General features: G+C 52.4%; 17 protein-coding genes. 10 read left to right on the top strand and 7 right to left on the bottom strand.

Annotated elements, in window-relative coordinates:
• Nucleotides 1-61 precede the first annotated feature (61 nt).
• Both ACFE8Q_RS10125 and ACFE8Q_RS10130 read right to left on the bottom strand, forming a co-directional pair.
• Complete coding sequence (locus tag ACFE8Q_RS10125) at nucleotides 62-1,762, bottom strand: RagB/SusD family nutrient uptake outer membrane protein (RefSeq protein WP_375445271.1); 1,701 nt, start codon at nucleotides 1,760-1,762, stop codon at nucleotides 62-64.
• A 51-nt stretch (nucleotides 1,763-1,813) separates the two neighbouring features.
• Nucleotides 1,814-4,906 carry a SusC/RagA family TonB-linked outer membrane protein gene (locus ACFE8Q_RS10130; RefSeq protein ID WP_375445272.1) on the bottom strand — a complete coding sequence of 1,031 codons (3,093 nt, stop codon included), beginning with the start codon at nucleotides 4,904-4,906 and terminating at the stop codon, nucleotides 1,814-1,816.
• A 395-nt stretch (nucleotides 4,907-5,301) separates the two neighbouring features.
• On the opposite strand from ACFE8Q_RS10130, the gene ACFE8Q_RS10135 reads away from it, so the two are divergent.
• Nucleotides 5,302-6,120, top strand: a complete 819-nt coding sequence (locus tag ACFE8Q_RS10135; RefSeq protein WP_375445273.1) for an SDR family oxidoreductase — start codon at nucleotides 5,302-5,304, stop codon at nucleotides 6,118-6,120.
• Nucleotides 6,121-6,230: 110 nt separating this feature from the next.
• Here ACFE8Q_RS10135 and ACFE8Q_RS10140 read toward each other — a convergent pair whose 3' ends face one another.
• Both ACFE8Q_RS10140 and ACFE8Q_RS10145 read right to left on the bottom strand, forming a co-directional pair.
• Nucleotides 6,231-8,768, bottom strand: a complete 2,538-nt coding sequence (locus tag ACFE8Q_RS10140) for a TonB-dependent receptor domain-containing protein (protein ID WP_375445274.1) — start codon at nucleotides 8,766-8,768, stop codon at nucleotides 6,231-6,233.
• Nucleotides 8,769-9,046: 278 nt separating this feature from the next.
• Nucleotides 9,047-10,072 carry a LacI family DNA-binding transcriptional regulator gene (locus ACFE8Q_RS10145; protein ID WP_375445275.1) on the bottom strand — a complete coding sequence of 342 codons (1,026 nt, stop codon included), beginning with the start codon at nucleotides 10,070-10,072 and terminating at the stop codon, nucleotides 9,047-9,049.
• A 332-nt stretch (nucleotides 10,073-10,404) separates the two neighbouring features.
• Here ACFE8Q_RS10145 and kduI point away from each other — a divergent pair, with 332 nt between their 5' ends.
• The 4 genes from kduI to ACFE8Q_RS10165 all read left to right on the top strand — a co-directional run bounded on the left by kduI (nucleotide 10,405) and on the right by ACFE8Q_RS10165 (nucleotide 15,168).
• Nucleotides 10,405-11,256, top strand: coding sequence for a 5-dehydro-4-deoxy-D-glucuronate isomerase (gene kduI / locus ACFE8Q_RS10150; RefSeq protein WP_375445276.1), 852 nt, complete (start codon nucleotides 10,405-10,407; stop codon nucleotides 11,254-11,256).
• On the top strand, nucleotides 11,256-12,437 hold the full coding sequence (locus tag ACFE8Q_RS10155; RefSeq protein WP_375445277.1) for a glycoside hydrolase family 88 protein: 1,182 nt from the start codon (nucleotides 11,256-11,258) through the stop codon (nucleotides 12,435-12,437). The genes kduI and ACFE8Q_RS10155 overlap by 1 nt, the downstream gene beginning before the upstream one ends.
• A 24-nt stretch (nucleotides 12,438-12,461) precedes the next feature.
• Nucleotides 12,462-14,342, top strand: coding sequence for a heparinase II/III family protein (locus ACFE8Q_RS10160; protein WP_375445278.1), 1,881 nt, complete (start codon nucleotides 12,462-12,464; stop codon nucleotides 14,340-14,342).
• Between the two features lie 61 nt (nucleotides 14,343-14,403).
• Entirely contained in the window at nucleotides 14,404-15,168 is a 765-nt protein-coding gene (locus ACFE8Q_RS10165) for an SDR family NAD(P)-dependent oxidoreductase (RefSeq protein WP_375445952.1), read from the top strand.
• 58 nt (nucleotides 15,169-15,226) lie between these two features.
• Here ACFE8Q_RS10165 and ACFE8Q_RS10170 read toward each other — a convergent pair whose 3' ends face one another.
• Nucleotides 15,227-16,207 carry a DUF1028 domain-containing protein gene (locus ACFE8Q_RS10170; protein ID WP_375445279.1) on the bottom strand — a complete coding sequence of 327 codons (981 nt, stop codon included), beginning with the start codon at nucleotides 16,205-16,207 and terminating at the stop codon, nucleotides 15,227-15,229.
• A gap of 134 nt (nucleotides 16,208-16,341) precedes the next feature.
• Here ACFE8Q_RS10170 and ACFE8Q_RS10175 point away from each other — a divergent pair, with 134 nt between their 5' ends.
• Together ACFE8Q_RS10175 and ACFE8Q_RS10180 are read left to right on the top strand one after the other, a co-directional pair.
• The gene (locus tag ACFE8Q_RS10175) at nucleotides 16,342-17,301 is read left to right on the top strand and encodes a nitrilase family protein (RefSeq protein ID WP_375445280.1); all 960 of its coding nucleotides are present in this window, start codon (nucleotides 16,342-16,344) and stop codon (nucleotides 17,299-17,301) included.
• Between the two features lie 36 nt (nucleotides 17,302-17,337).
• Nucleotides 17,338-18,195 carry a dienelactone hydrolase family protein gene (locus ACFE8Q_RS10180; RefSeq protein ID WP_375445281.1) on the top strand — a complete coding sequence of 286 codons (858 nt, stop codon included), beginning with the start codon at nucleotides 17,338-17,340 and terminating at the stop codon, nucleotides 18,193-18,195.
• A gap of 108 nt (nucleotides 18,196-18,303) precedes the next feature.
• Here the strand turns inward: ACFE8Q_RS10180 and ACFE8Q_RS10185 are convergent, their stop codons facing one another.
• Together ACFE8Q_RS10185 and ACFE8Q_RS10190 are read right to left on the bottom strand one after the other, a co-directional pair.
• Nucleotides 18,304-18,678, bottom strand: coding sequence for a hypothetical protein (locus ACFE8Q_RS10185; RefSeq protein WP_375445282.1), 375 nt, complete (start codon nucleotides 18,676-18,678; stop codon nucleotides 18,304-18,306).
• Nucleotides 18,679-18,731: 53 nt separating this feature from the next.
• The gene (locus tag ACFE8Q_RS10190) at nucleotides 18,732-19,604 is read right to left on the bottom strand and encodes an AraC family transcriptional regulator (protein WP_375445283.1); all 873 of its coding nucleotides are present in this window, start codon (nucleotides 19,602-19,604) and stop codon (nucleotides 18,732-18,734) included.
• Nucleotides 19,605-19,955: 351 nt separating this feature from the next.
• Here ACFE8Q_RS10190 and ACFE8Q_RS10195 point away from each other — a divergent pair, with 351 nt between their 5' ends.
• The 3 genes from ACFE8Q_RS10195 (at nucleotide 19,956) to ACFE8Q_RS10205 (ending at nucleotide 24,364) form a co-directional block, all read left to right on the top strand.
• Nucleotides 19,956-21,104: a glycoside hydrolase family 26 protein gene (locus ACFE8Q_RS10195; RefSeq protein ID WP_375445284.1), complete on the top strand. Its 1,149-nt coding sequence runs from the start codon at nucleotides 19,956-19,958 to the stop codon at nucleotides 21,102-21,104.
• A gap of 44 nt (nucleotides 21,105-21,148) precedes the next feature.
• Entirely contained in the window at nucleotides 21,149-23,017 is a 1,869-nt protein-coding gene (locus ACFE8Q_RS10200) for a sodium:solute symporter family protein (protein WP_375445285.1), read from the top strand.
• A gap of 132 nt (nucleotides 23,018-23,149) precedes the next feature.
• Complete coding sequence (locus tag ACFE8Q_RS10205) at nucleotides 23,150-24,364, top strand: glycosidase (RefSeq protein ID WP_375445286.1); 1,215 nt, start codon at nucleotides 23,150-23,152, stop codon at nucleotides 24,362-24,364.
• Nucleotides 24,365-24,374 lie beyond the last annotated feature (10 nt).

Below are 24,374 nucleotides of genomic sequence, written 5' to 3' on the forward strand. Positions count from 1 at the left end.
GCTGCCTAACGTACCTGAGCGAAGCCACTAATAACCAGTATCTAATCAACCAGTAACCAACTTAAAATCCTGGATTTTGCGCGAAACCAGGGCTGCCATCAGCGGCTTTCTCGGTCCGGTCGATCTGGGTTTGTGGAATCGGGCGCAGGTTGTGAATGTCTTTCACGTTGGCTGCAGCATCGGGGTTGTACAGTTTAACCCGCTCCACCAGATTGCCCCAGCGTTTCAGATCCATCCAGCGCGTTTGTTCGCCAGCCAGCTCACGCGCACGTTCCTGCATAATCATTTCCATGTCTAACTGAGCCGCTGTGATTTCCATAGCTGACTCTTTTCCAGGATAGGCAGCCCGGCGACGTACTGCGTTGATAGCGGCTACGGCTTCAGTTGTTTTGCCCTGCTTGAACTGAGCTTCAGCCAGAATCAGGTACGTTTCAGCCAGACGGAACGCCAGGTAATCCCGGCTACCCTGCTCGTAGGTTAAATCTGGGCGAAGTGGGTCAAGGAATTTCTGGAGCGTTGGGAACAACGCAGCGGTATATGCGCTGGGTACCAGTACCTGATACGGCTTTGCCGCCCGTTGTGCCTTTGTCCATTCAACGCCTGGAATATAAATGGCTGTGTCTCCCGCTTTTAGGGTTATCTTATCCTTACTGTTGTCAAAAGAAGTATTCAGGTTTGCGCCGGGGTTGTTACTCAACCACGTGTCTTTATACGTCTTTTTGTAGCGAGAGTCATTGACCCGTTCTTTGAAAACGGTTTCAAGTAGATACGTTGTTGGACGTAGCCGCTTGAACGGCCGGTCGCCGGCGATATCCCGTTTCATGCCAGGCTGTACATCATACTGCATCCCGAAGTACAGGTGGAGCTTATTACCGTCGCCGTTGTTTGTATTGGCCGAGTTGATGTTGGTCAATGGATCTGACGTATACTGAACAGAAAAGATAACCTCATCGCTGATTTCGCCTGCCCCCTGAACAAATACACTGGCAAAATCAGGCAGCAATTTATAGCCGTAGTTGGCAATCACGCTTTGTGCGTAGGTGGCTGCCTTGGCATAATCATCAGTAGCCTTAGCCGTAGAGGTGGCTTTTGTCAGATATACACGAGCCAGCAAATGCTCCGCTGCGCCTTTGGTAGCCCGGCCGTAGTCAGTTGCTCTGATTTTTGTATCCAGGTCGGGCAGAGCCGATTCCAGGTCGGCCGTGATCTGCTTGTAGATATCCGTTTCTGATGCCCGTTTTGTTGATTTTGTTGGCCCCAGCGTTTCAGTTAGCCGCAGATCAACACCACCCCATTGCTGCACGAGAATGAAGTAGTAATGCGCCCGCAAAAATTTCATTTCAGCCACGCGTGATTTCTTGATCGCGTCTGAGACTGTAGCAGCGGGCGCCCGGCTAATAACCGCATTGCAGGTGTTGATACCCTTGTATAACTCCTCCCAAGTCTGCTGAAGGATATCAACAAAGCTATTCATCTGGGTATCATAGAAGTGAAACCCTTTGTAGCTGCCATCTGCCCCGGTTGTGTAAATGTCCGTACCGTACTCGGTCAGGGTCAGGCCGCGCTCTGATCCGTAGAAGTTCCTCAGCGAGGAGTAGGCTGCTTTGCTGGCATCTTCAAACCCTTTTGGCGTATTGATATAATCGTTGCCAATGGCAGAGACTACTTTTTCATCCAGAATATCCTTACAGGCCTGACCGCTAAGCATCAGTGCGGCAAGGGCAAGGACCCGGAGTGATTTATGTGAAAATGTTGATTTCATGGTTTTTGAAACTTAAGCTGTTTATAAACACATCAGGCAATACAGCCGAGTTTAGAATTTGACGTTTAAACCGAAGGTCATCACCCGGGTTGCCGGCGTTACGCCATTGCTGACCGTTCCATCGCTTGTTTCCGGATCGACACCGTTGTATTTCGATCGATATGACGAGAAGATGAACGGCTGCTGAATGCTGCTGAACAGACGCAGCGACTGAATGCGGAGCTTCGAGGTGATGCTGGTTGGGAAGGTGTACCCGAAGTTGATGTTCCGCACCTTCACAAACGAACCATCGAAATAGATGATAGCTGAGTTGTAGACCGGAAATTCCTGGCTGGAGTTTGGCCGCGGGAATTCGTTCGTTGGGTTGTTTGGTGTCCAGTAATCAACCTTGATCTGCTGGTAACGACCGGCCAACTGGTTGTTGTCCCGGTGGAAACCGCTCAGAATAGTCTGACCAATACGAGCGTAAATAAAGAAGCTCAAATCAAAACCTTTGTAGTTGAACCGGTTTGTCACACCACCGCTCCAGGTAGGAATATCAGAGCCCAGGAAAACCCGGTCATCGGCCGTGATTTTACCATCGGGCATACCCGTCAGGTTGCCTTTATCGTCGCGCCCATTGTTGTCTTGTACTTTAATCTGACCAACGGCACTCTGATATGACTTGGCAGCGTCGGCTTCGCTGGTCTGCCAGATACCCGCTTTCTTGTAGTCATAGAACTCGGTGAGTGGGTAGCCGATGAAGCGTTTGTTGCCTACATCGTCGACCGGTCCGTTGAAGAGCGAGATAATGGCTTCTGTGTTTTTCGAGAAAACGAAGTCAGAACTCCATTTGAAACCGCCCTTGTTTACGTTCACTGTCGACACGCTCAGTTCAATACCTTTATTTTGCGTTTCGCCGATATTCCGGGTTACCGCGTTGAAACCAATCGAGGTTGGCAGCAGGTCAGACAGCAGCAGGTCGGTTGTATTGGTCAGGTACGCTTCGATGGCACCCGTTACGCGGCCACGCCACAGGCTGAAATCCAACCCAATGTTGGTGGTGGTCGACGTTTCCCATTTCAGATCAGGGTTACCGATCGTGTTGGGGCGGTAGCCATAGGCTGGGTTATTGCCCCAGGCATAGACCGTCCGGTCAAGCAATCCCTGCGTTTGGTACGGAGCAACCCCCTGGTTACCAACCGATCCCCGGCTAGCCCGTAATTTCAGCAGGTCAACCCAGGTAGAGCCTTTCATGAAATCTTCGTTGCTGATATTCCAGCCCAGGGCAATGCCCGGGAAGTTACCGTACTTGGTATTGACACCGAACCGGCTCGATCCATCGCGACGAATCGTGGCTGTTACCAGGTATTTGTCCTTATAGTCGTAGTTGATACGACCCATATACGAGTTGATCGTCCACTGCGTCAGCCCACTGCCCACACCCAGTACTGAACTGGCGTTGCCTTCATTGTAGAACTGCTGCGATTCGGCCGGAACACCCTGAACGGAGATGTTATTCTGCTCAAAATTATCGCGCTGAACCGACCATAGACCCGTAACGCCAAAATTATGATCGCCAATTTTCTTATTGTAGGTCACTACGTTTTCCAGCGTGTAGTTAAAGCCGAATGCGCTGGCTGTTTGTGCCTGGGGATCACCTCCTTTACGTGCGTTGGTCTGGGCGCCAATAAAGCGACCATACCGGTTAATGGTAAAGTCAGGACCGAAGTTGACCCGATATTTCAGGCCATCAAGGATTTTTACTTCGGCATAGATGCTGTTGAATATCCGGTATTTTTTCCGTTCTTCAATCTGTGCACCCGGTACAACTTCAGCCAGCGGATTGGTTAACAACGCATCGTTGGTTGGTGAGAAAATCAGGTTTCCGTTATCGTCGTAGGGCCGGCCAAGTGGATTTTGCTGAAGGGTGAAGTTGTACGGATTCAGGCCTTCTCCATTGCGGACATTGTACATCATGTACGTAGAGATACCAACACGGAGGGCCTTATTAACCTGATGGTCAACATTGGCCCGGAGCGAGTAGCGGGTAAAGTCCAGACCAGGCATGATCCCCTCATCTTTAAAGTAACCTGCCGAAATGTAGAACTGGGTTTTATCCGTACCGCCCTGGATACCCAGTGAGTGGTTCTGCTGAAAACCCTGCTTCAGAATCAATGACTGCCAGTCTGTATTGCGGTTGGCGGCAAGACCCGCGGCAACGTTTGGATCACCACCTAATACCGCCACTTTCGAATCGGCATAGGCATCGGTTACGCCCGTAGGAACTGGGTTTCCGGCGGCATCTTTGTAGTTGTTCGTTGTTCGGTAGGCTTCCCGCACATATTCGGTAAATTCAGGCCCACTGAAAAGGTGCACTTTATCCAGTGCATCGGTAACACCCGCGTAGTTATCGTAGCTGATCGTTGTTTTGCCATTCTGACTACCGCGTTTCGTGGTAACCAGTACAACACCATTGGCACCTCTGGCCCCATAAATGGCTGTTGCCGTGGCATCTTTCAAAATCTCCATCGAACCAACATCATTTGGGTTGATGTCTTCGTAACCAGCCGATAGTGGAATACCATCCACTACATACAGCGGGTCATTTCCAGCATTGAACGAGCGGCGGCCCCTAATCCGGATCGTTGGTACGGACCCTGGCCGACTACCCGACTGCGCTACGTCTACACCCGCTACCCGACCCTGCATGGCCTGACCAATGTTGGTGATGGGCTGCTCCGTGATTTGCTTGGGTGTAATTGATGAGATGGCACCCGTTGTCTGGCTCTTTTTCAAGGTACCATAACCAACCACCACTACTTCATTCAGTGCCCGCTCATCGTTGGCCAGCGTTACGTTGATAGTGCTGCGATTGCCCACAACAAGCTCCTGCGAGGTAAAGCCCACCGAAGAGAAAACCAGAACTGCCTTGTCATTGGGAACATTGATGCGGTAGGCCCCTTCAGCATCAGTAGTTGTACCACGTGTACTTCCTTTTACGGTAACAGTTACACCTGGTAAAGAGATTTGTTCGTCGCTAACACGACCGGATACAAAACGATCCTGCGCAAGGGCAGGAAGGGCACACAGACTGCATAACCATAAGCAGGTCCAGGCTAATAGCCGCCGATACTTCGGCGCATAAGAGTTGTTCGAGATCATAGATTGGAAGGGTAATGTTTTAACATAGAGTTAAATCGAGATGAACTTGCGATTAGGATTTATTCACTATTCGTGGCAAAAGTTTACCTTTTACCAGAATCTACTTGCTCAAGACTAGGGTAATCCCTATAATTCCCAATTTATCCGCTTAATACTGCAACTACATCGTTTTCGTAAATTTTCCGTTTTCAGGGATATGAGCGTTATTAAAAGTGAGTAAGCAGGGAAACGTCCACTTTTTTGAGCTGGACAGGCTACTGGTCTGGTTAAATTATCTAAGTATAAATCGCATTGAGCCGACCGGCCGCATGCAGGCTATTCGTACTAGTTTTGGCTGGGCAAACAGAAGGCGTACTTCCGGGGTTGTGAGCTAAAGCAAGTGCTGAAAAAACACTATGAGCAAAGTCATTTTTATTACCGGTGCCTCGTCCGGGATTGGTAAAGCTGCCGCAATTTTATTCGCCCAGCGGGGCTGGAACGTGGCCGCCACCATGCGGCATCCAGAGAAAGAAACAGAACTCACTCAGTATCCGACCATCAAACTGTATACGCTGGACGTTACGCAATCTGCCAGCGTTGATCAGGCTGTTTTGCAGGTGTTGCAGGATTGGCCGCGTGTTGACGTGCTCCTCAACAATGCCGGCTACGGGCTGGTTGGTCCGCTTGAAACAGCTTCTGAAGAAAAGATTATGGAGCAGTTCCAGACTAATCTCTTTGGAGCGATGAGGACAATCAAGGCACTGACGCCCCACTTCCGGGAAACGGGCGGCGGTACCATCATCAACGTGACGTCGATTGGCGGGCTGGTTGGGCTGCCGTTCAACTCGATCTACCACGCCACTAAATTTGGCCTCGATGGGTTGTCAGAATCGTTGAAGTTTGAACTGAGCCCCTTCAATATCCGGGTCAAAGTGGTGGCTCCGGGTGGGGTCGTTACGGATTTTGCTACGCGTTCGCTAAAACAGACGATGGAGGGAGCCAGCGTGTATGATGAGTACCTCCAGAAGGTATTTGCCGCCTTTGGCAAACGGGGCGGTAATTATTCGACGGGCGAACAGATCGCCGAAGTCATTTATACGGCTGCTACTGATGGGTTGGATCAACTCAGGTACGTTGCCGGCGATGATGCCAAACGCCTGTATGCCCAGTGGAAGGCCATCAGCAATGAAGAGTTTTTTACGATGATTCAGCAGGGCTATGGCTTGAGCGAGTAGACTGGAAGAAAGAGTCTGCTGGCTTTATGGCAGTTAGGTCATATCTCGGAGAAATGGCGTAACCAACAGAAAGCCAGCAGGCCAGACAACGTACCTGAAGAATCGATCAGCTATTCCGACTTTTTATCATCGTTGGACACCTTCTTCTTTTCCCGCTTTGGGGATGCACTCATTTTGCCAAACCGCCAGTTTACCGTCAGGCGGATGTTTCGGATGACCGTGTAGTTGGTGCCGTCCGATGTAAAGGTGGCCGTACGCAACTGGCTTTCTACAATATTATAGAGCCTGAACGGGTTTTCGCAGGTAGCGGTCAGCGTAATATTTTGCGGTTTGATCTCTTTACGGGCCGATAAACTGTAGTAAAAATAGCCTGTCGATTGACCCTGCAATTGTATGCGGCGCGATGTATACGAGGCGTTGGCCTGAAGACTGGCGTTTTTGGGGAGTTGGTACGACGTATTCAGGTTCAGTTGATAACTCCAGTTCCGGTTACTGATACGCAGGGCTGTACTGTTCAATATGTTGTAGTTCAGGGCAATAGATCCACTCAGGTTCCAGCCTTTGGTGGGTTTGGTCGAGCCAAACAGGTTGGTGCCGTAGGTAGCGTTGCTGGCAATGTTGCGGTACGTGCTGGTCGATATGCCCGTGGAATCGACCGTCGTGATCCGCTCGATGGCGTTGTTTGTCTGGCGACCAAAAACCATTAGATTGATCGTGGTGCCTCCCGTCAAAAACGTACTATACGACCCTTCCACCGAATGCGCCAGTTCAGGGTCAAGGAAGGGGTTGCCCGATTGCAGGTTCTTCGGGTCAATCGAATTGACATACGGGTTCAGGAACGTAATCGACGGACGCTGAATGCGTTGGCTGTAGTTTAAACGTACCCGCTGGTCTTTGCCAAACCGTTTCGATACGCTCACGTTTGGCAGAAAATTGGTGTAGTTATCGCTGAATGCCGTGTTGGTCGATTTGAAATCGGCATCGATCATGGTCTTCTCGTAGCGTCCTCCCAGGTTGAAACTCCATCGGTTGGTGGTGCGCAGGCGGAACGAAGCGTAGGACGACCAGACGGCCTGCTGGTAACTGAAGATGTTGGCCCGGCGAGGATCTTCCCGAAACTCAAGTGCGCCATCGGGCGAGTTTTCCAGCCGAAAATCACTGCTTACATCGCGCCTGATGTACTTCGAGCCTACTTCGAGCAGGCGTTGCTTGGTGGTTGAAAAGGGATGTGAGTAGTCCGTTTGCAGGGTCAACTCATTCTGGCTGCTCTCGTTGCGGTTCTGCTCCCGGTAGTTGACCACTCCGTTTTCGGGCAGCGGATACTGGTTTAGCGTGTAGCCGCTCAGCCCGTCGTTCTGGTTATACTGAGCCAGAAAATTAAATTCCTGGTCGGAACTGCGTTTGAACAGCTTCGTGTAGTTGAAGTTCATGTCCATGTTGCTGTTCTTACTTTTGCTGTCGGTATAACGCCGAAACGCTTTGGTCGTGTCGACGGTCTGCCGGGTATCCCGGATGGAATTGGTCGTCCGATTATCACCCCCGAAATTAGCATCGACGCCAACCCGATTAGTTGAGTCAAGGTCGTAATCCACACTGAATGAGCTGAATAACGACTGTCCCTGATTCTGAAACGAGTTGGTTTGCGCAATCACGCTCGAGACCTCGCCATTCCGCAGGTTACGGCGCACGTTTTCCGAACTGCCAAAGGAGTTGGTCCAGTTTTGGCCACCGAAAGCGGTGACACTGAGCTTATCGCGTTTCATGTTGAAGTTACCACCCAGGTTGTTTCGCCGGTTACCGGCCGTTCCGGTAAGCCCGCCGGTCATGCCCTGCAACTTGCTCTTGGTGATGATGTTAATCACCCCGGCCGTGCCTTCTGAGTCATATTTGGCTGAGGGTGCCGTGATTACTTCAACCGATTTGATCAGTTCACCCGGAATCATCTGAAGGGCTTCACTAATGCTCCGTGCCATGATACTCGACGGTTTTCCGTTGATCAGCACCTTAATGCTGCTGCTGCCTTTCAACTGTACCGTTCCGTCGGGGTCGACGGTGAGCAGCGGTACTTTTTTCAACACGTCGATAGCGGTGCTGCCCACGTTGGTGAGGTCTTTTTCGGCATTGTAAACCAGCCGGTCATCTTTATCTTCAATCAGGGCTTTTTCGCTCGTGACAACCACTTCATTGAGGGTCCGGCTATCCGTTCGCATCGTGATAACGCCCAGCAGAATAGGGAGTGCGTTAGGAGTAACGATCACGTTATCAATGGTTTTTGTTTCGAAGCCCATGAAACTGGCCGTAATCCGATACGTACCTGGTGCCACATTACTGATGGTGAACTTGCCCTGATCATCGGTTGTGGTACCACCAATAGGCTTGTTCGTCAGCGGATTATAAAGGGCAACAGTGGCAAACTCCACGGGTTTATTCAAGTCCCCTTCGCGCAGCGCGCCGCTGATCCGGCCACTCGCGTTGGTTGCCGACCGGGTGGCCGAAATCGATTTAGGAACAGTCAGGTACGTTGCTGACGAGTCAATCGAGCCAGCTTTCAGAGAGTCGGATGGATGGGGCGTTTTGACAGAATCGGGCGTCTGACCATAAGTATAAATACTTGAACAGATCAATAAAAGAAGTAGTGTGTTTTTCATACGTTGACGTGACCACTGGCAGACCAGCCTGGCCAAATGGGCTATTGGGCAAACACAGATAAGCCAGAAAAAGCAATGGGCCAATTCTATGTTCTTTACTCATTTGCGTAGACAAACTTATCGTTGATAGAGACAAGACTGCCCCAAAGTTACCAACCATAAGCGCTAAAAGATGCGTCTGCAATGCTTCGTCGTCTGATTTATAGTGGTTTACCTTTTAAACAACAGTAGGTTCATAGGCTGAATAGCGACATTCATTCACCGGGCGTAGCTCCCTGTCACCGCTTTTGTGATGATTCCCGAATGACCAGCTCGGTACCCATCACTTTCGTTTCAGGTACGTAGGTGTCCGTATCGGTCGCTTCAATTTGCCGGAGCAATAGCCGAACGGTTTCCATACCCATCTCCTGAATGGGCTGGCTTACGCTGCTGAGTGAAGGGCTCAGGAAATCGCAGAGGGGTTCGTTGTTGAAACTCACCACCAATAGGTCGTCGGGAACGCGTACGCCCCGTTCTTTCAGCGCAAACAGGGCTGTAAATGCGATCCGGTCGCTGATTGTCAGAAGGCCATCGGGTGGTTCAGGTAGCTTCATCAGCGCCGTCGTTTGCAGACGGGTACGTTCGGGCGTGAAATCGCAATGCAGCACGTAGGCTTTATTTTCGGCAATGCCCGCGCTCGCCAATGCGGCCCGATAACCGGCCAGCCGTTCGTTGCTGATCAGCAATTGGGGTGGGCCAGCCAGGACAGCCAAGCGCTGACACCCGTTATTGAGCAGGTGCATGGTGGCGTTGAAGGCCGCATCATGGTTGTTTACAATCACTTTGTCGGCGGCAATCGTATCGGAATACCGGTCGAAGAGCACCACCGGTACGCCCTTCCGAACCAGACGTTCGACGTGTTCACAATTATCCGTATCGCGCGACAACGAAATAATAAACCCTTCCACCTGACTGCGGAGCAAGTTCTGGATGTGGGTTGCTTCGCGCAGATACGACTCGTTGGACTGGCAGACCAGCACGCTATAACCAGCCTGCATGGCGGCTTCTTCGATGCTGTTAAGCATGGCCGAAAAGTAGTAGTAGCTCAGGTTCGGCACGATGACGCCAATAGTCCGGGTTCGGCTCTTGAGCAGATTTTTCGCCAATTGATTGGGTTGATAATCCAGTTCTTCAGCCAATCGCATCACCGCCGCCCTGGTATCGGCGTGAATCTCAGGCATTCCCCGAAGCGCCCGCGAAACGGTAGAGATCGAGATGTTTAATGCCCGGGCAATATCTTTTATAGTAACAGGCGCGCTTCTCATAAGCTAGTTAGTCAAGTAGTACTTTTCTGAGCTGACGGCATTAATTCACTAACTAATTGACTTGGTCGGGAGAACTGTCGTGAAAGCAGCATAACAACTGAAAAAGTCAACTATTTCGTGAAAATACGTTAAATGCAAAGGTTTCCGCAAACGTTTGCAGGTAGTTAATTGCCGTAAGTCTCCATTTTGACTTGGTCGCATCAGCGACTTTCCCCTAATTTATCAATAAAGTAAGCGAAAGGCGGCCTGCTTACCACTGGCACTACTTCATAAAGCGGTCGCTATTGCATAATCAAAATTTAACTTTTCCAAGAAAAGCCCTACACGTATTCATGACTGTAACACCTCATTCATTACCCATTCGACACGCTGTTGGTCTGCCAGACATGCAACGGGCTACCACCGAAGGCTTACGCGCTAACTTCCTGATCGACTCCATATTTGAGCCCGATCAGGTACAGGCTGTCTACACGCACTACGACCGCGTGATTGTAGGCGGCGTATTGCCGGTTCAGGTGCCGGTCGCGCTGCCCACGTATGATAACCTCAAGTCGGCTTACTTCCTCGAACGACGCGAACTGGGAATAATCAACGTTGGCGGCGCCGGGTCGGTAACAGTAGATGGCACGGCTTATCCGCTTACTAAACTCAACGGCCTCTATATTGGGAAGGGCTGCCGCGACGTCTCTTTTCAAAGCGATGAGGCGGCCAATCCGGCGCGCTTTTTTCTGATGTCGGCCCCCGCTCACGCCGTTTACCCAACGGCAAAGCTGGCTAAAGAGGACGCTAACCCGACGAAACTCGGCGCACCAGAAACTGCCAATGAACGCACCATCTACAAATATATTCACGCTAATGGTCTGGCCAGTTGTCAGTTGGTGATGGGCCTGACTGTTCTTGAATCAGGTAGCGTCTGGAACACGATGCCTGCCCACGTACACGACCGCCGCATGGAGACGTACCTATATTTCGACGTACCTGCCGAACACCGCGTGATTCACCTGATGGGGCCGCCCGACGAAACGCGCCACCTGATTGTGGCCAATCACCAGGCCATTCTGTCGCCGCCCTGGTCTATTCATTCAGGCTGCGGCACCGCTTCGTATTCATTCATCTGGGGCATGGCCGGTGAAAATCTCGACTTTGCCGACATGGATTTTGCACCAATTTCTTCGCTTCGATAATGATCCGTTACACTACCCTACTTGCCCTGTTGTTGCTGGCCCGGCTGGCGCCGGCCCAGTCACAGTCACCCATTGATGTAAAAGGTGCTTTTGCGCTGGCTACCCAGCAGTATGAAGGCATGTTGAAAGCACATCCCGACACCACTAAATTTCCGCAGTCAACCAACCCCGACGGCAGCCCCCGCGATATGAATTCGGGCTGGTGGTGCAGCGGTTTTTTTGGCGGCTCGCTCTGGTATCTGTTTGAAGAAACCAGCAGTGCGCGCTGGAAACAGGCCGCTCAGCAATGGACAATGGCCGTGGCGAAAGAGCAGTACAATACGGGCACGCACGATCTGGGTTTCATGATCTACTGCCCATTTGGCAACGGCTACCGCCTCACCAAAAACGAGGCTTATAAGCCCATCATGCTCACCGCCGCCAAGTCACTGGCCACCCGATTTGATCCGAAAGTAGGCCTTATCAAGTCGTGGAATAAGTTTCAGACCTATGACTACCCGGTGATCATCGACAACATGATGAACCTGGAACTGCTGTTTTGGGCGGCTAAAAATGGGGGAGACAAACGGCTGAGAGACATCGCCATTATCCATGCCGACAATACGCTGAAAAACCATTACCGGCCCGACGGCAGCAGCTTCCACGTGATTTGCTACAACCCCGATGGCACGGTTGCCGCCAAAAAAACGGCGCAGGGATACGCCGACGCATCGGCCTGGGCACGGGGACAAGCCTGGGGCCTGTATGGGTACACGGTCATGTACCGCGAAACGAAAGACAAGAAGTACCTGGTTCAGGCCCAGCGCATCGCCGATTTTTACCTGAATCATCCGAACCTGCCCGCCGACAAGATTCCATACTGGGATTTCAACGCGCCCCAGATTCCGAACGAAGAGCGCGACGCATCGGCGGCCGCCATCACCGCATCGGCTCTCCTCGAACTGAGTACGTATGGCGTCCCTGCGGCGAAGACGTACGTGAAGGCGGCTGAACAAATGTTGCAAAGCCTGTCGAGCCCAACGTACCGGGCTGCTGTGGGCGAGAACAACCACTTCATTATCAAGCACTGCGTGGGACATAAACCCGCCAAAAGCGAGGTTGACGTACCGCTGGTCTACGCTGACTACTATTACCTCGAAGCCCTTCTGCGCTACGAAGCCCTGCGCAAAAAGAGAAGCTAACTCTGCCACCTCATTACCTTCGTTATGAACCTGAATCGCCTGTTGTTGCTTCTAATCGTAGTGACGTGTAGCTTGTCTGCAATTGGCCAGACCAACCCATTGACAGCCAATACAAAGCTGCCGGGACATCCCCGTATTTTACTGCTAAAGGGGGAGGAACAAGCTATTCGGAAGACGATCAAAGGCGACTCCACCTGGGCCAGCATGCACCAGGCGATTCTGGATGAGGCTAACCTGATCAGCAAGACGCCCTTGCTTGAACGGGAAATGACCGGGCGACGTTTGCTGTCCATTTCACGCGAAGCGCTGCGCCGCATTTTTACGCTGTCCTATGCCTGGCGACTCACCCAACAGCCAACGTACCTGAAGCGGGCCGAACAGGAATTGCTGGCCGTTTCCGCCTTCACCGACTGGAATCCGTCGCACTTTCTGGACGTGGCCGAAATGACCATGGCCGTCGCCATTGGGTATGATTGGTTGTACGATGGCCTGCCGACGACATCGCGGGCGACCATCCGCGAAGCCATCCTGAAGAAAGGACTCAACCCTTCGCTCGATCCGAAAAATAACGGCTGGTTAACGGCTACCCATAACTGGAATCAGGTCTGTAATGCAGGGATTGCCTACGGGGCAATGGCTATTTACGAAGATCAGCCAGAACTGGCCCGCACCCTGATTAACCGCGCCATAACGACGGTGAAACTACCGATGGATGATTATAAACCCGACGGCGCCTATCAGGAAGGCTACGGCTACTGGGGCTACGGAACCGGCTTCAACGTTATGATGATCAGCGCCCTCGAGAAAGCGTTTGGCAGTGATTTTGGCCTCACGAAGTCCACTGGGTTTATGAAAACGGCGGGTTTCATGGAGAATATGACCGGTCCGACTGGCGTTCCGTTCAACTTTTCTGATTCGGGCGGGTTCGGCGAATTACAACCCGCCATGTTCTGGTTTGCCAATAAACTGAACGACCCGTCGCTGCTGGTTGAAGAACGTCGCCGCCTGACGAGTGCGCCAGCCTCAAGGCATGTCAAAAATCGCCTGATTCCGGCCGTCATGATCTGGAGCGCGGGCCTCAGCCTCGACAAGATCAAAGCGCCTGCTTCTACGGTTTGGGTGGGCGGCGGTAAAAATCCGGTTGCCATGCTGCGCTCATCCTGGACTGATCCGGACGCTATTTATGTGGGTGTCAAAACGGGCTCGCCCGGCGTGAACCACGGCCATATGGATGTAGGCTCGTTTGTGATGGATGCCGACGGCGTTCGCTGGGCAATGGACATGGGCATGGAAGAGTACAACGCACTGGAAGTTAACGGCGTTAAACTGTGGGGCATGACGCAAAACTCAGAACGCTGGACTGTTTTTCGCTACAATAACCAGGCGCACAACACCTTGACAATCAACGGGCAATTACAGCAGGTGAACGGCTATTCGTCGATCACCTCGTCATCGGCCAGCCCCCAGTTTATGAATGCCACAACCGACCTTACGCCTGTTTATAGCGGACAGGTCGCCAAAGCCAATCGGGGTGTTGCCATCATGAACAAGTCATACGTTGTGGTTCGTGATGAGCTGGAAACGCTGCCCAACGAAACAACAGTACGTTGGACACTGGCCACACCGGCGTTGGTGAATATACTTGGCACTAACCGGGTTGAGCTGACCAGGAATGGCAAAAAGCTCGTCTTACAGGTGCAGGAGCCAGCCAGCGTGACGATGAAAACCTGGCCGACTACTCCGTCGCGCAGCTACGAGAACCCCAACACTGGCATTAGCCTGGTTGGTTTTGAGGTAGTGGTGCCTGCCAACTCAAAAGCAGCTCTAACCGTTCTGCTAATTCCTGAAAAAGCGGGAAATATCCCTGCAACACCCGTTTTGCCATTGTCGCAATGGCCTAAGTAGGTACGTTGATTCTCACAAGAAATCACACTCTTTAATTTTCTCTTTCTTTGTAATGACCAACATAAGTCAATCATTTTCATTAGCCGGTAAAGTCGCTCTGGTAACGGGTTGTAATCGGGGTATCGGGAAGGCAATGGCCGAAGGGCTGGCCGAAGCGGGGGCTGATATCATTGGCGTTTCGGCCAATTTGCCAGCCGAAGGAAGCGCCGTCGGTCAGGCTGTTGAAGCGCTGGGTCGCCGTTTTTACGCGTACCAGGCCAATTTCGGGCAACGCGATTCACTCTATGCGTTTCTGGAACAGGTCAAGGCCGACCACCCGGTGATTGATATTCTGGTGAACAACGCCGGTACGATCTTACGCCAGCCAGCCGCTGAACATTCAGACGCATATTGGGACGAAGTAATCGCCGTTAATCAGCATGCGCCCTTTATTCTGACGCGTGAAATTGGTAAACGAATGCTGGAGCGGGGGAGTGGCAAGGTTATTTTTACGGCCTCGCTGCTCACATTCCAGGGCGGCATCAACGTACCTGGCTATGCCGCCAGCAAAGGCGCAATTGGCAGTATGGTAAAAGCATTCGCCAACGAATGGGCCTCGAAAGGCGTCAACGTCAATGCCATTGCGCCCGGCTATATTTCAACTGACAACACTGAAGCCCTGCGCGCCGACCCCGACCGCAGCCAGTCAATCCTGTCCCGCATTCCTGCTGCCCGCTGGGGCGAATCCGATGATTTCAAAGGGCCGGTCGTTTTTCTGGCATCAGAAGCGGCCAGCTACGTTCACGGCACCATCCTCACTGTCGACGGTGGCTGGATGGGGCGTTAATGTAGCCCGGACTTCAGTCCGTTTTTTTGATTATAAAAAAAACGGACTGAAGTCCGGGTTACTTCACCAACTGCGCCAGCTCGGCTTGCGATACCGTCAAGAGCCCAACTTTGGGCAGGCGGCGGGTGAGTTCGCGCCAGTTGGCGTCCTGAGCGTAAATACCGCGTAGCATCCCGGCGGCTTTGGGGACCTGTTTGGTGTTGGCCAGGGCGATGGCCGTCCAATACTGCATCTCCAGGTTCTTCGGAAACAGCTTCATCGCCGCGCCATATGATTCCATCGCCGCTTTCATATCGTTCTTTTCCGTGGCCAGATCGCCGTTGTTCATGAATTCATAAGCGCGGTGGGTACGTAGCAGGCGTGCCATTTCAGGAAGCGGCTGTTCGGCATCATCTATGCGCAGGTCAATCAGGTGGTTATCGTCCCAGGGGGCATCGGTTGCTTTACCTTTCACCACCAGTAACACCGCTGATTGTCGGCCGCGAATGTCGCCACCGGCCGCCTGCGCTGCATTGAGCGCACTGAGTACCCGCTCAGGCAGGGGCAGGGCCTTGTTCGTTTCGTAAGCGGCCGCCATCGCATCGGGTACGGTGTTGTTGAGCATCATATTGGCTTGCACCGAATAAGTCGCGCCTTTTTTGTGACCCGCAAAGTCGATGCATTTACTGCCTGTATGTACCGCCACGTTTCCCTTCGCATCAGCAATGGCTACCTGCCGAACTTCGCGGCCTTCATCGGTACGCAATAATTCATCAAGTGCTTCCTGAGCTGTTTTGCCTTCCTTGAGCAGTTGCAAACCCCGGATACCAAACGATTTGTTGGTGAACGACTGGGTGGCTACAACGCCCACGCCCGCTTCGCCCCACGATACCGACGTACCTACCGAAAACCAGTGACTTTGAACGCCAACGGCCAGATCGCCCGTTTTTTCGTCGCGGGCAACAATGGAAAACGTATGGGCAAACGGATCGCCTTTCAACGAATGCTGGGCGTTGGCGAAAAAGGGAAGGCTGATGAAGAAAAGGAGGAATTTACGCATCGTTTCGGTTGATTACTTTGGCCAAAAATAAGCGAAACGGATTGGCATCGATGCTTTTTTGTCGTCTTGCACGGTAGCCTGTGTTTGTTTCCTCCTTTTGATCTCGATCTACTCCAGGTACGTTGTCTGGTCTTATGCAAAATCTGAAAATCGCTACCGCCCAGTTTGAGAATGCCAGTGGCAACAAAGCGGCCAATCTGGCTATCATTCGGCAACTGGCTGGTGAGGCTGCCCGGCAGGGCGCGCAGGTGGTGGCCTTTCATGAGTGTTCAGTTACAGGCTACACCTTTGCGCGGCACCTCACTAAAGAGCAGATGCTGGCCATTGCCGAATACATTCCTGAAGGAGAAAGCATAGAAGCACTCCGGCAGATTGCCCACGAGCATGACATCGTTGTGCTGGCTGGTCTGTTTGAAAAAGACCGGGACAACCAGCTTTTTAAGGCCTACGTATGCGTCGATAAAGACGGACTGGTGGCTAAATTTCGTAAGCTGCATCCGTTCATCAATCCGCACATCCGGCCCGGCAATGAGTATGTCGTGTTCGACCTGTTTGGCTGGAAATGCGGTATTCTGATCTGTTACGACAACAACATCGTCGAGAACGTGCGGGCTACAGCGTTGCTGGGGGCCGACATTATTTTCATGCCGCACGTCACCATGATGACGCCCTCAACCCGGCCCGGCGCGGGGTTTGCCGACCCGGCGTTGTGGGCCAATCGGGAGAATGATCCCACGTCGCTCCGGCTGGAATTCGACGGGTTGAAAGGCCGCGCCTGGCTCATGAAGTGGCTTCCCGCCCGCGCCTACGATAATGGCATTTACGTGGTGTTCTCGAACCCGATCGGTATGGACGAAGACCAGCTTAAAAACGGCTGCTCGATGATTCTGGATCCGTTCGGCGATGTTCTGACCGAATGCCGCCAGTTGGGTAACGAAGTCGTTACGGCTACCTGTACGCCCGAAAAACTCAAACTCGCGGGCGGGACTCGCTATCGGAATGCCCGTCGCCCCGACCTATACGCCAACGTAATCAGCCAGCCGCATGAATCGGAACAAAAAGTAGTCTGGCTCACGACAGACGTACCCGACTAGTCAACTTATCAAGTCAATCAGTCTAAAAAACCAATTATGGATCAGCGCATTATTAATCTGTTCGACGAGTACACCCACAAACCGCTTAAACGCGACGACTTTCTCAAACGCCTGGCCAAATTAACGGGCAGTATGGCCGCTGCTCTGTCGGTGTTGCCCTTGCTGGAGGTGAATTACGCGCAGGCCGCCACCGTTCCCCACAACGATGACCGGATAAAAACGGAGTCGATCACGTACCCGGGCGATGGCATAACCATGAAAGGGTACCTGGCCCGTCCGGCGGCGGCTGGCAAATACCCCGCCGTTGTTGTCATTCACGAGAACCGGGGGCTCAACCCGCATATTGAAGATATCACCCGGCGCATGGCCCTGGCCGGATTCGTGGCTATGGCTCCCGACGCACTTTCGGGAGCAGGTGGTACACCAACCGACGAGACGCAGATGCGTGAACTGTTCGGGAAACTCGATGCCACCACAACGCGCAACAACTTCGTGAAGGCGGTGGATTACCTGAAGACGTACCCGGAAAGTACCGGGAAGGTAGGCTGCGTTGGCTTCTGCTGGGGCGGGGCTATGGCGAATCAACTCGCCGTTCACGTACCGGACCTGAAAGCCGCCGTTCCGTTCTACGGTCGCCAACCCGAAGCCGCCGACGTACCCAGGATCAAAGCGGCCGTGCAACTCCATTATGGTGGCCTCGATGAGCGCGTCAACGCCGGCATTCCGGCCTATGAAGCGGCTCTGAAAGCCGCTGGCGTACCCTACGAACTCTACGTGTACGAAGGTGCCCAGCATGCTTTCAATAACGACACGGCACCAACCCGCTACAATGAAGCTGCCGCCAAACTAGCCTGGGAACGGACGACTAAATTCCTGAAAGCCAAGCTGGTGTAGGTCTAATTTGCAGTCTGCATCGTATTCGCTAGCGGATTTATTTAGCTAGCGAATACGGTGTTAGGCTGTCACATTTTGAAAAAAGGTGAATCAGGGGAGAGCTGCCTTCTACCGATCTGATTGGTAGACTCGTCCATTTAACCTAAACAATGAAAACCCGTTTTGTCCCTTTTCTTTCCGAATGGTATCGCCTACATGCACTGGCTCATTCCAGTCTACTTCATAGCGACTTTCACCAGCTGTTTGTAAATCTCGGTAAATGATTTCCTTCGCATTTCGCCAATAAACTATGTTCTCCAGATCTGAGGCTTTAGACCTAACGTCGATAATTACACCGTTTAGCTCTGCATCGATGAAAGGCTTCTTGTATTGCTGGTAAATACGCCGCGAAAATGGAGTTTCTTTACGTCCTTGAGTGACGAGCACTAATAGGAACAGCCCCAGGCTTATAAGAAGCAGTAGACGTTGTTGCCATTTTTTCATTGCGCTGCTAGTGTCGAATCTGGGATGAGACGGTTAACTTCCTGTGAGTGGCGTTAGATAAACACCCTCGTGCCCGAATAATTCTGGCGGAATTCGCGGGGCGTACAGCCATTCTTACTCCGAAACACACGGTTGAAATACGATATATTATTGAAGCCGCATTTATACGCCACTTCGGTAATGGTGTGCGTAGTATCGATCAACAGGCGTGATGCCTGCCCAAGCCGAATCTCGTTCAGACTTTCGATGAACGTCTTGCCCGTTCGTTTCTTGATGAACCGGCTAAACGACACTTCGCTCATATTCACCAGCTTAGCTACGTCGGCCAGCGAAATTTCCTTATCAAAACTTTCGTGCATGAAGGCAAACGCTTTCTCGATCCGGCGGCTATTATAGTTGATCTGCTCATTGGTGAAGGCCGTATTCGAGAGCGTCCGCATATTCCGTGAAGTAGACAGGTCATGCAGAATCGACATCAGCTCGAGCACGGAATCGAAGCCATTTTTCTGGGTCAATGCTTCGAGGCGGGGCCGGATGGCGGCGGCTGTTTCCTGCGAAAACAGAATGCCTTTGGCCGAACGCTCCAACAGCGCCCGAATAAAACTTAGCTGATTTCGCTGAAGTAGTTTCTCATCGAATAGCGTTCGGTGAAACTGAATGGTTACTTCCCGAACGTGCTGGCAGCTTCTGTTTGGGTCAAACCAGCCGTGGGGAAGGTTACTGCCCACCAGTACCAGATCAAGGTCGTCGGTGAGGGCCGTGTGATCGCCCATGATCCGTTTTGCGCCCTTCGTATTGGCTAAAAAATTAAGCTCATATTCATCATGATTATGCAATGGAAAGTCGAACACCTTATCTGTGCGATGGAACAGTGTAAAACAGTCGCTTTGCGTAAGCGGAGTTATTTCACGATAAATAGTACTCATCTGTCTGGGAATTTACGTTCGTTCGTAATCAATAAAGAGTAAATATAGGCGCTGACGGGGGCTAAAAAAGTACTATACCAGCATACGACCAAGTAAGGTAGTTTAAACGGAATACTTGGTATTGGAGCACAGAAAAGTACCGTAAATATTGGATTTGTCGCTAATAATCTTCTAATTATTTTAAATTATCATCGTTTTGGGTCGAAACCAGGATAAAAAAGTACTATATATAGGAGGCCTATTTGCTATAGTTTTGTTTAAACTAATCTTACCAGTGATTCTACAGGCCAACGGGTAAGGAAGCAACGCCTGGGTGGCCGCAACGATATGAAAACCTCCTTTTATTCTTCCATGTCAACACTACTCAGGCACCTGGCGAGGCGTGCTTTCATGATGCTGGTTGTCTGGCTCACTGGCTTGACAAGTTACCTGACTGCCAACGCTCAAATTGATACCAAAGCCACAGCGGAAACCAAAGCACTGTACGCCAACCTGAAACGAGTGTCGAAACAGGGGGTGATGTTTGGCCATCAGGATGACCTTGCCTACGGGGTAAACTGGAAATACGAACCCGGTCGGTCAGATGTGCGGGATGTAGTTGGCGAATACCCGGCGGTGTTTGGCTGGGATATGGCCCGGATTGAATTTGATAGCCTCAACCAGATCGACGGCGTTCCGTTCGAGAAGCAGCGGCAGTATGTGCAGCAGGTCTACGCGCAGGGTGGCGTGAACACGTTTAGCTGGCATTTGAACAACCCGGTCGATCCTCTGAAAACAAGCTGGGATAAACAGGACTCAACCATCCGTCACCTGTTTGATGACCGGAAGGCGATGCGCCGTTACAAGTCGTGGCTGAAGAAGGCGGCAACGTACCTGAAAAGCATGAAAGGCCCGAATGGCGAAGCTATTCCCCTGATAGTCCGCCCGTTCCATGAACATACCGGTTCCTGGTTCTGGTGGGGGCGCGGCCATTGTTCGCCCGCCGAGTACGTTAAGCTGTGGCGCTTTACCGTCGATTATTTTCGGAAGAAAAAGGTACACAACCTGATCTACGCTTACTCGACCGACAAGTTCAGTTCGCGCGACGACTACATGGAACGCTATCCGGGCGACGATTATGTTGACCTTGTTGGCTTTGATATCTACCACCGCCCGTCGCCGAAAGACACCACCAACCGGTTCGTGATCGAGACCCGGACGATGGTAGAGACGCTACGGAGCATCGGGCAGGAGCGGGGCAAAGTCTGGGCAATCACTGAAACCGGACTCGAACTCATTCCGTCGGCCAACTGGTGGACCAACACCTTGCTGCCCATCGTGAAAGACGCCGGTTTATCGTACGTGCTGGTCTGGCGCAACGGCCGGCCCAATCATTATTACGCGCCTTATCCGGGGCAGGTCAGCGCCGAAAATTTTAAAGCGTTTACGGCCGACCCGCAGATTCTACTCCAGAAAAAAGCGCAGGCCGCCACGCTGTACAAACCCGTTGTGGCCAACTAACGTACCTGGATCAGGTATGGTAACTCATTAACTACCAAGTAACTATGAAACTTTCAGCCCTCGATATCAGCATTATTGTCGCTTACCTGATTGCCGTGATCGTGCTGGGGCTGGTGCTCAAGAAACGGGCGTCAAAAGATAAAGAGGCTTACATGCTTGGTGGAAAAACCCTGCCCTGGTACATGCTTGGCCTGTCGAACGCCTCCGATATGTTCGACATTTCGGGCACCATGTGGATGGTGTCGCTGGCGTTCGTTTACGGCATGAAAAGCCTGTGGATTCCCTGGCTCTGGCCGGTGTTCAACCAGATTTTCATGATGATGTACCTGTCGGTCTGGCTGCGTCGATCAAACGTAACGACGGGGGCCGAGTGGATCGGTACGCGATTCGGGACGAGCGGGAAAGGCGTGATGGCGTCGCACACGATCGTGGTCGTTTTTGCGCTGCTGAGTTGCCTCGGCTTTCTGGCCTATGGCTTTGTTGGGCTGGGCAAATTCGTGGAGATTTTCATTCCTTTCAGCAGTATTTCGGCCTACGTTCCCTTCGCCGTTTCGGCCGAATACGTACCTCATTTCTACGGGATCATCTTCACCGCCGTGGCCGTTTTCTACGCCATCCTGGGTGGCATGACCAGCATCGTGATCGGCGACGTACTCAAATACATTATCATGAGCATTGCCGCCGTGGTCATCGCCTGGATTGCCATGAATAATCTCAGCACCAAGCAATTGAACGTACCCGGCGGCTGGTATACGCCTTTCTTTAGCTGGGAACTGAACGACCTCAACTGGACCGGTATGATCGACGAAGTGAATGCCAAGATCAAATCGGACGGTTATTCGCTGTTCGGAATTTTCTTCATGATGATGACTTTCAAAGGCATTCTGGCCAGTCTGGCGGGGCCTGCGCCCAACTACGACATGCAGAAAGTGCTGTCGACCAAGTCGCCGCAGGACGCCGCCAAGATGAGCGGTTTCGTATCGATCGTGCTGCTGCCGGTGCGCTACGCCATGATCATGGGCTTTACCGTGCTGGCCCTGCTCCACTACGATCAGCTCGATCTTCGCTCGGCAACGGGTATCGATTTCGAGAAAATCCTGCCTTCGGCCATTCTCCAGTTTGTACCGGCCGGCCTGATGGGCCTGTTACTCGCGGGTTTGCTGGCGGCCTTCATGGGTACGTTTGCCGGTACGCTCAACGCCGCGCAGGCCTACATCGTCAATGACATTTACCTGAAATATGTTGAACCACAAGCCTCCAACAGCCGCATTGCCACGATGAATTATGGCTCGGGACTACTGGTGGCCGGTGTTGGCATTCTGATGGGCTTTTTTGCCAAAGACGTGAACAGCATTCTGCAATGGATCGTGTCGGCACTGTATGGTGGGTACGTTGCCGCCAACGTGCTGAAATGGCACTGGTGGCGGTTCAATGCCAGTGGCTTCTTCTGGGGTATGCTGGCTGGTATCGTGCCCGCGCTGATTCTGCCGTCGATCTTCAAGGAAACCCTGGAGCTATATTACTTTCCGGTGCTGTTCGGCCTGTCGCTGGCGGGTTGCATGGCGGGTTCGCTGCTGACCCCGGCCACGAACGAAGCCACGCTTAAATCGTTCTACAAAACCATTCGTCCCTGGGGTTTCTGGGGGCCGATTCACGATAAAGTGGTGGCCGAAGATCCATCGTTCGAAGCCAATAAAAACTTCCGGCTCGACATGTTCAACGTGGTTGTCGGGGTTGTTGCCCAATGCTGCCTGACCATGTTGCCAATGTACCTGATCGTGAAGATGTACACCGAACTGTCGGTCACACTGGGTATTCTGGCGGTATGCATCGTCATCCTGAAACGTACCTGGTGGAACAACCTCCCGACCGATGCCCCGGAGGTACTTAAAAAAGTAGTGTTAACGCATTAAACTACCTCACCCCCAGCCCCTCTCCGTCAGAGAGGGGAGCCGCTTCCGAATAGCTCCGCCAACCGGCAACGCTTTTGGGTAGTACGGCTCCCCTCTCTGACGGAGAGGGGTTGGGGGTGAGGTCAACAACCTATGAATTCTGTATTTCAGAAACGCCTTGCCCTACTGGAAGAGGCTCATTTCGATCTGATTAGCCGTGGTAACAGCAAGCGGCCCCTTGGCAATGGCATCTTCGATCGCTATACGTACCCAGTTCTGACCGCCGAGCATGCCCCGTTGTTCTGGCGGTACGACCTCAACCCCGATACTAATCCGTACCTGATGGAGCGATTTGGTATCAATGCGGCTTTCAACGCCGGGGCGATTAAACTGGATGGTAAATACCTGCTCGTGGTGCGGGTAGAAGGGGTGGACCGGAAATCGTTTTTTGCCGTGGCTGAAAGTCCCAACGGGGTCGATAATTTTCAGTTCTGGGATCGGCCCATTACCATGCCCGAAACCGACGTACCTGATGGTAATGTGTATGACATGCGCGTGGTGCAACACGAGGATGGCTGGCTGTATGGGCTATTTTGTACTGAACGCAAAGACCCCAATGCGAAACCGGGCGATGAATCGTCGGCCCTGGCGCAGTGCGGTTTGGCCCGGACCCACGACATGATCACCTGGGAACGACTGCCCGATCTGAAAACGCCGTCGCCCCAACAGCGTAATGTGGTGCTTCATCCCGAATTCGTCAACGGAAAATATGCGTTCTACACCCGCCCGCAAGATGGGTTCATCGAAGCCGGAACGGGTGGCGGCATTGGCTTCGGCTTTGCCGATTCGATGGAAAACGCCGTGATTGGGAAGGAATTCATCGTCGACGAGAAGCACTATCATACGGTGTACGAAGTGAAGAACGGCCAGGGACCGGCCCCCATCAAGACCGACAAAGGCTGGCTGCATCTGGCGCATGGCGTGCGAAACACGGCCGCCGGTTTGCGGTACGTACTGTATATGTTCCTGACCGATCTGACCGACCTGACCAAGGTGACTCATAAACCGGCCGGTTATTTCATCGCGCCGGAAGGCGACGAACGGGTTGGCGATGTATCGAACGTAACCTTCGCCAATGGCTGGATTCTGGACGATGATGGTACGGTTTTCATCTACTACGCCTCGTCGGATACCCGCATGCACGTAGCCACGTCGACCCTTGATCAACTGCTCGACTACGTGGTGAATACCCCCGCCGATGGGTTCCGCTCTGCCGCTTCCGTCGACCGGCTGAACGCGCTGATCGACAGGAATATGGCCTACCGCGCCACAGAAGGCGTAGCCGCTGAAGGGAGTATAACCCGGTAGTAATTCGCGA

The organism is uncultured Fibrella sp. (assembly GCF_964250085.1).
GTDB lineage: Bacteria > Bacteroidota > Bacteroidia > Cytophagales > Spirosomataceae > Fibrella.

Excerpts from the sequence above, each read along its gene's own strand:
- ACFE8Q_RS10130 (WP_375445272.1), bottom strand. The coding sequence starts at position 4,906 with ATGATCTCGAACAACTCTTATGCGCCGAAGTATCGGCGGCTATTAGCC.
- ACFE8Q_RS10125 (WP_375445271.1), bottom strand. The coding sequence starts at position 1,762 with ATGAAATCAACATTTTCACATAAATCACTCCGGGTCCTTGCCCTTGCC.
- ACFE8Q_RS10205 (WP_375445286.1), top strand. The coding sequence starts at position 23,150 with ATGAATTCTGTATTTCAGAAACGCCTTGCCCTACTGGAAGAGGCTCAT.
- ACFE8Q_RS10160 (WP_375445278.1), top strand. The coding sequence starts at position 12,462 with ATGAACCTGAATCGCCTGTTGTTGCTTCTAATCGTAGTGACGTGTAGC.
- ACFE8Q_RS10170 (WP_375445279.1), bottom strand. The coding sequence starts at position 16,207 with ATGCGTAAATTCCTCCTTTTCTTCATCAGCCTTCCCTTTTTCGCCAAC.
- ACFE8Q_RS10155 (WP_375445277.1), top strand. The coding sequence starts at position 11,256 with ATGATCCGTTACACTACCCTACTTGCCCTGTTGTTGCTGGCCCGGCTG.
- ACFE8Q_RS10140 (WP_375445274.1), bottom strand. The coding sequence starts at position 8,768 with ATGAAAAACACACTACTTCTTTTATTGATCTGTTCAAGTATTTATACT.
- ACFE8Q_RS10190 (WP_375445283.1), bottom strand. The coding sequence starts at position 19,604 with ATGAGTACTATTTATCGTGAAATAACTCCGCTTACGCAAAGCGACTGT.
- ACFE8Q_RS10180 (WP_375445281.1), top strand. The coding sequence starts at position 17,338 with ATGGATCAGCGCATTATTAATCTGTTCGACGAGTACACCCACAAACCG.
- ACFE8Q_RS10135 (WP_375445273.1), top strand. The coding sequence starts at position 5,302 with ATGAGCAAAGTCATTTTTATTACCGGTGCCTCGTCCGGGATTGGTAAA.
- ACFE8Q_RS10200 (WP_375445285.1), top strand. The coding sequence starts at position 21,149 with ATGAAACTTTCAGCCCTCGATATCAGCATTATTGTCGCTTACCTGATT.
- ACFE8Q_RS10185 (WP_375445282.1), bottom strand. The coding sequence starts at position 18,678 with ATGAAAAAATGGCAACAACGTCTACTGCTTCTTATAAGCCTGGGGCTG.
- ACFE8Q_RS10195 (WP_375445284.1), top strand. The coding sequence starts at position 19,956 with ATGTCAACACTACTCAGGCACCTGGCGAGGCGTGCTTTCATGATGCTG.
- kduI (WP_375445276.1), top strand. The coding sequence starts at position 10,405 with ATGACTGTAACACCTCATTCATTACCCATTCGACACGCTGTTGGTCTG.
- ACFE8Q_RS10145 (WP_375445275.1), bottom strand. The coding sequence starts at position 10,072 with ATGAGAAGCGCGCCTGTTACTATAAAAGATATTGCCCGGGCATTAAAC.
- ACFE8Q_RS10175 (WP_375445280.1), top strand. The coding sequence starts at position 16,342 with ATGCAAAATCTGAAAATCGCTACCGCCCAGTTTGAGAATGCCAGTGGC.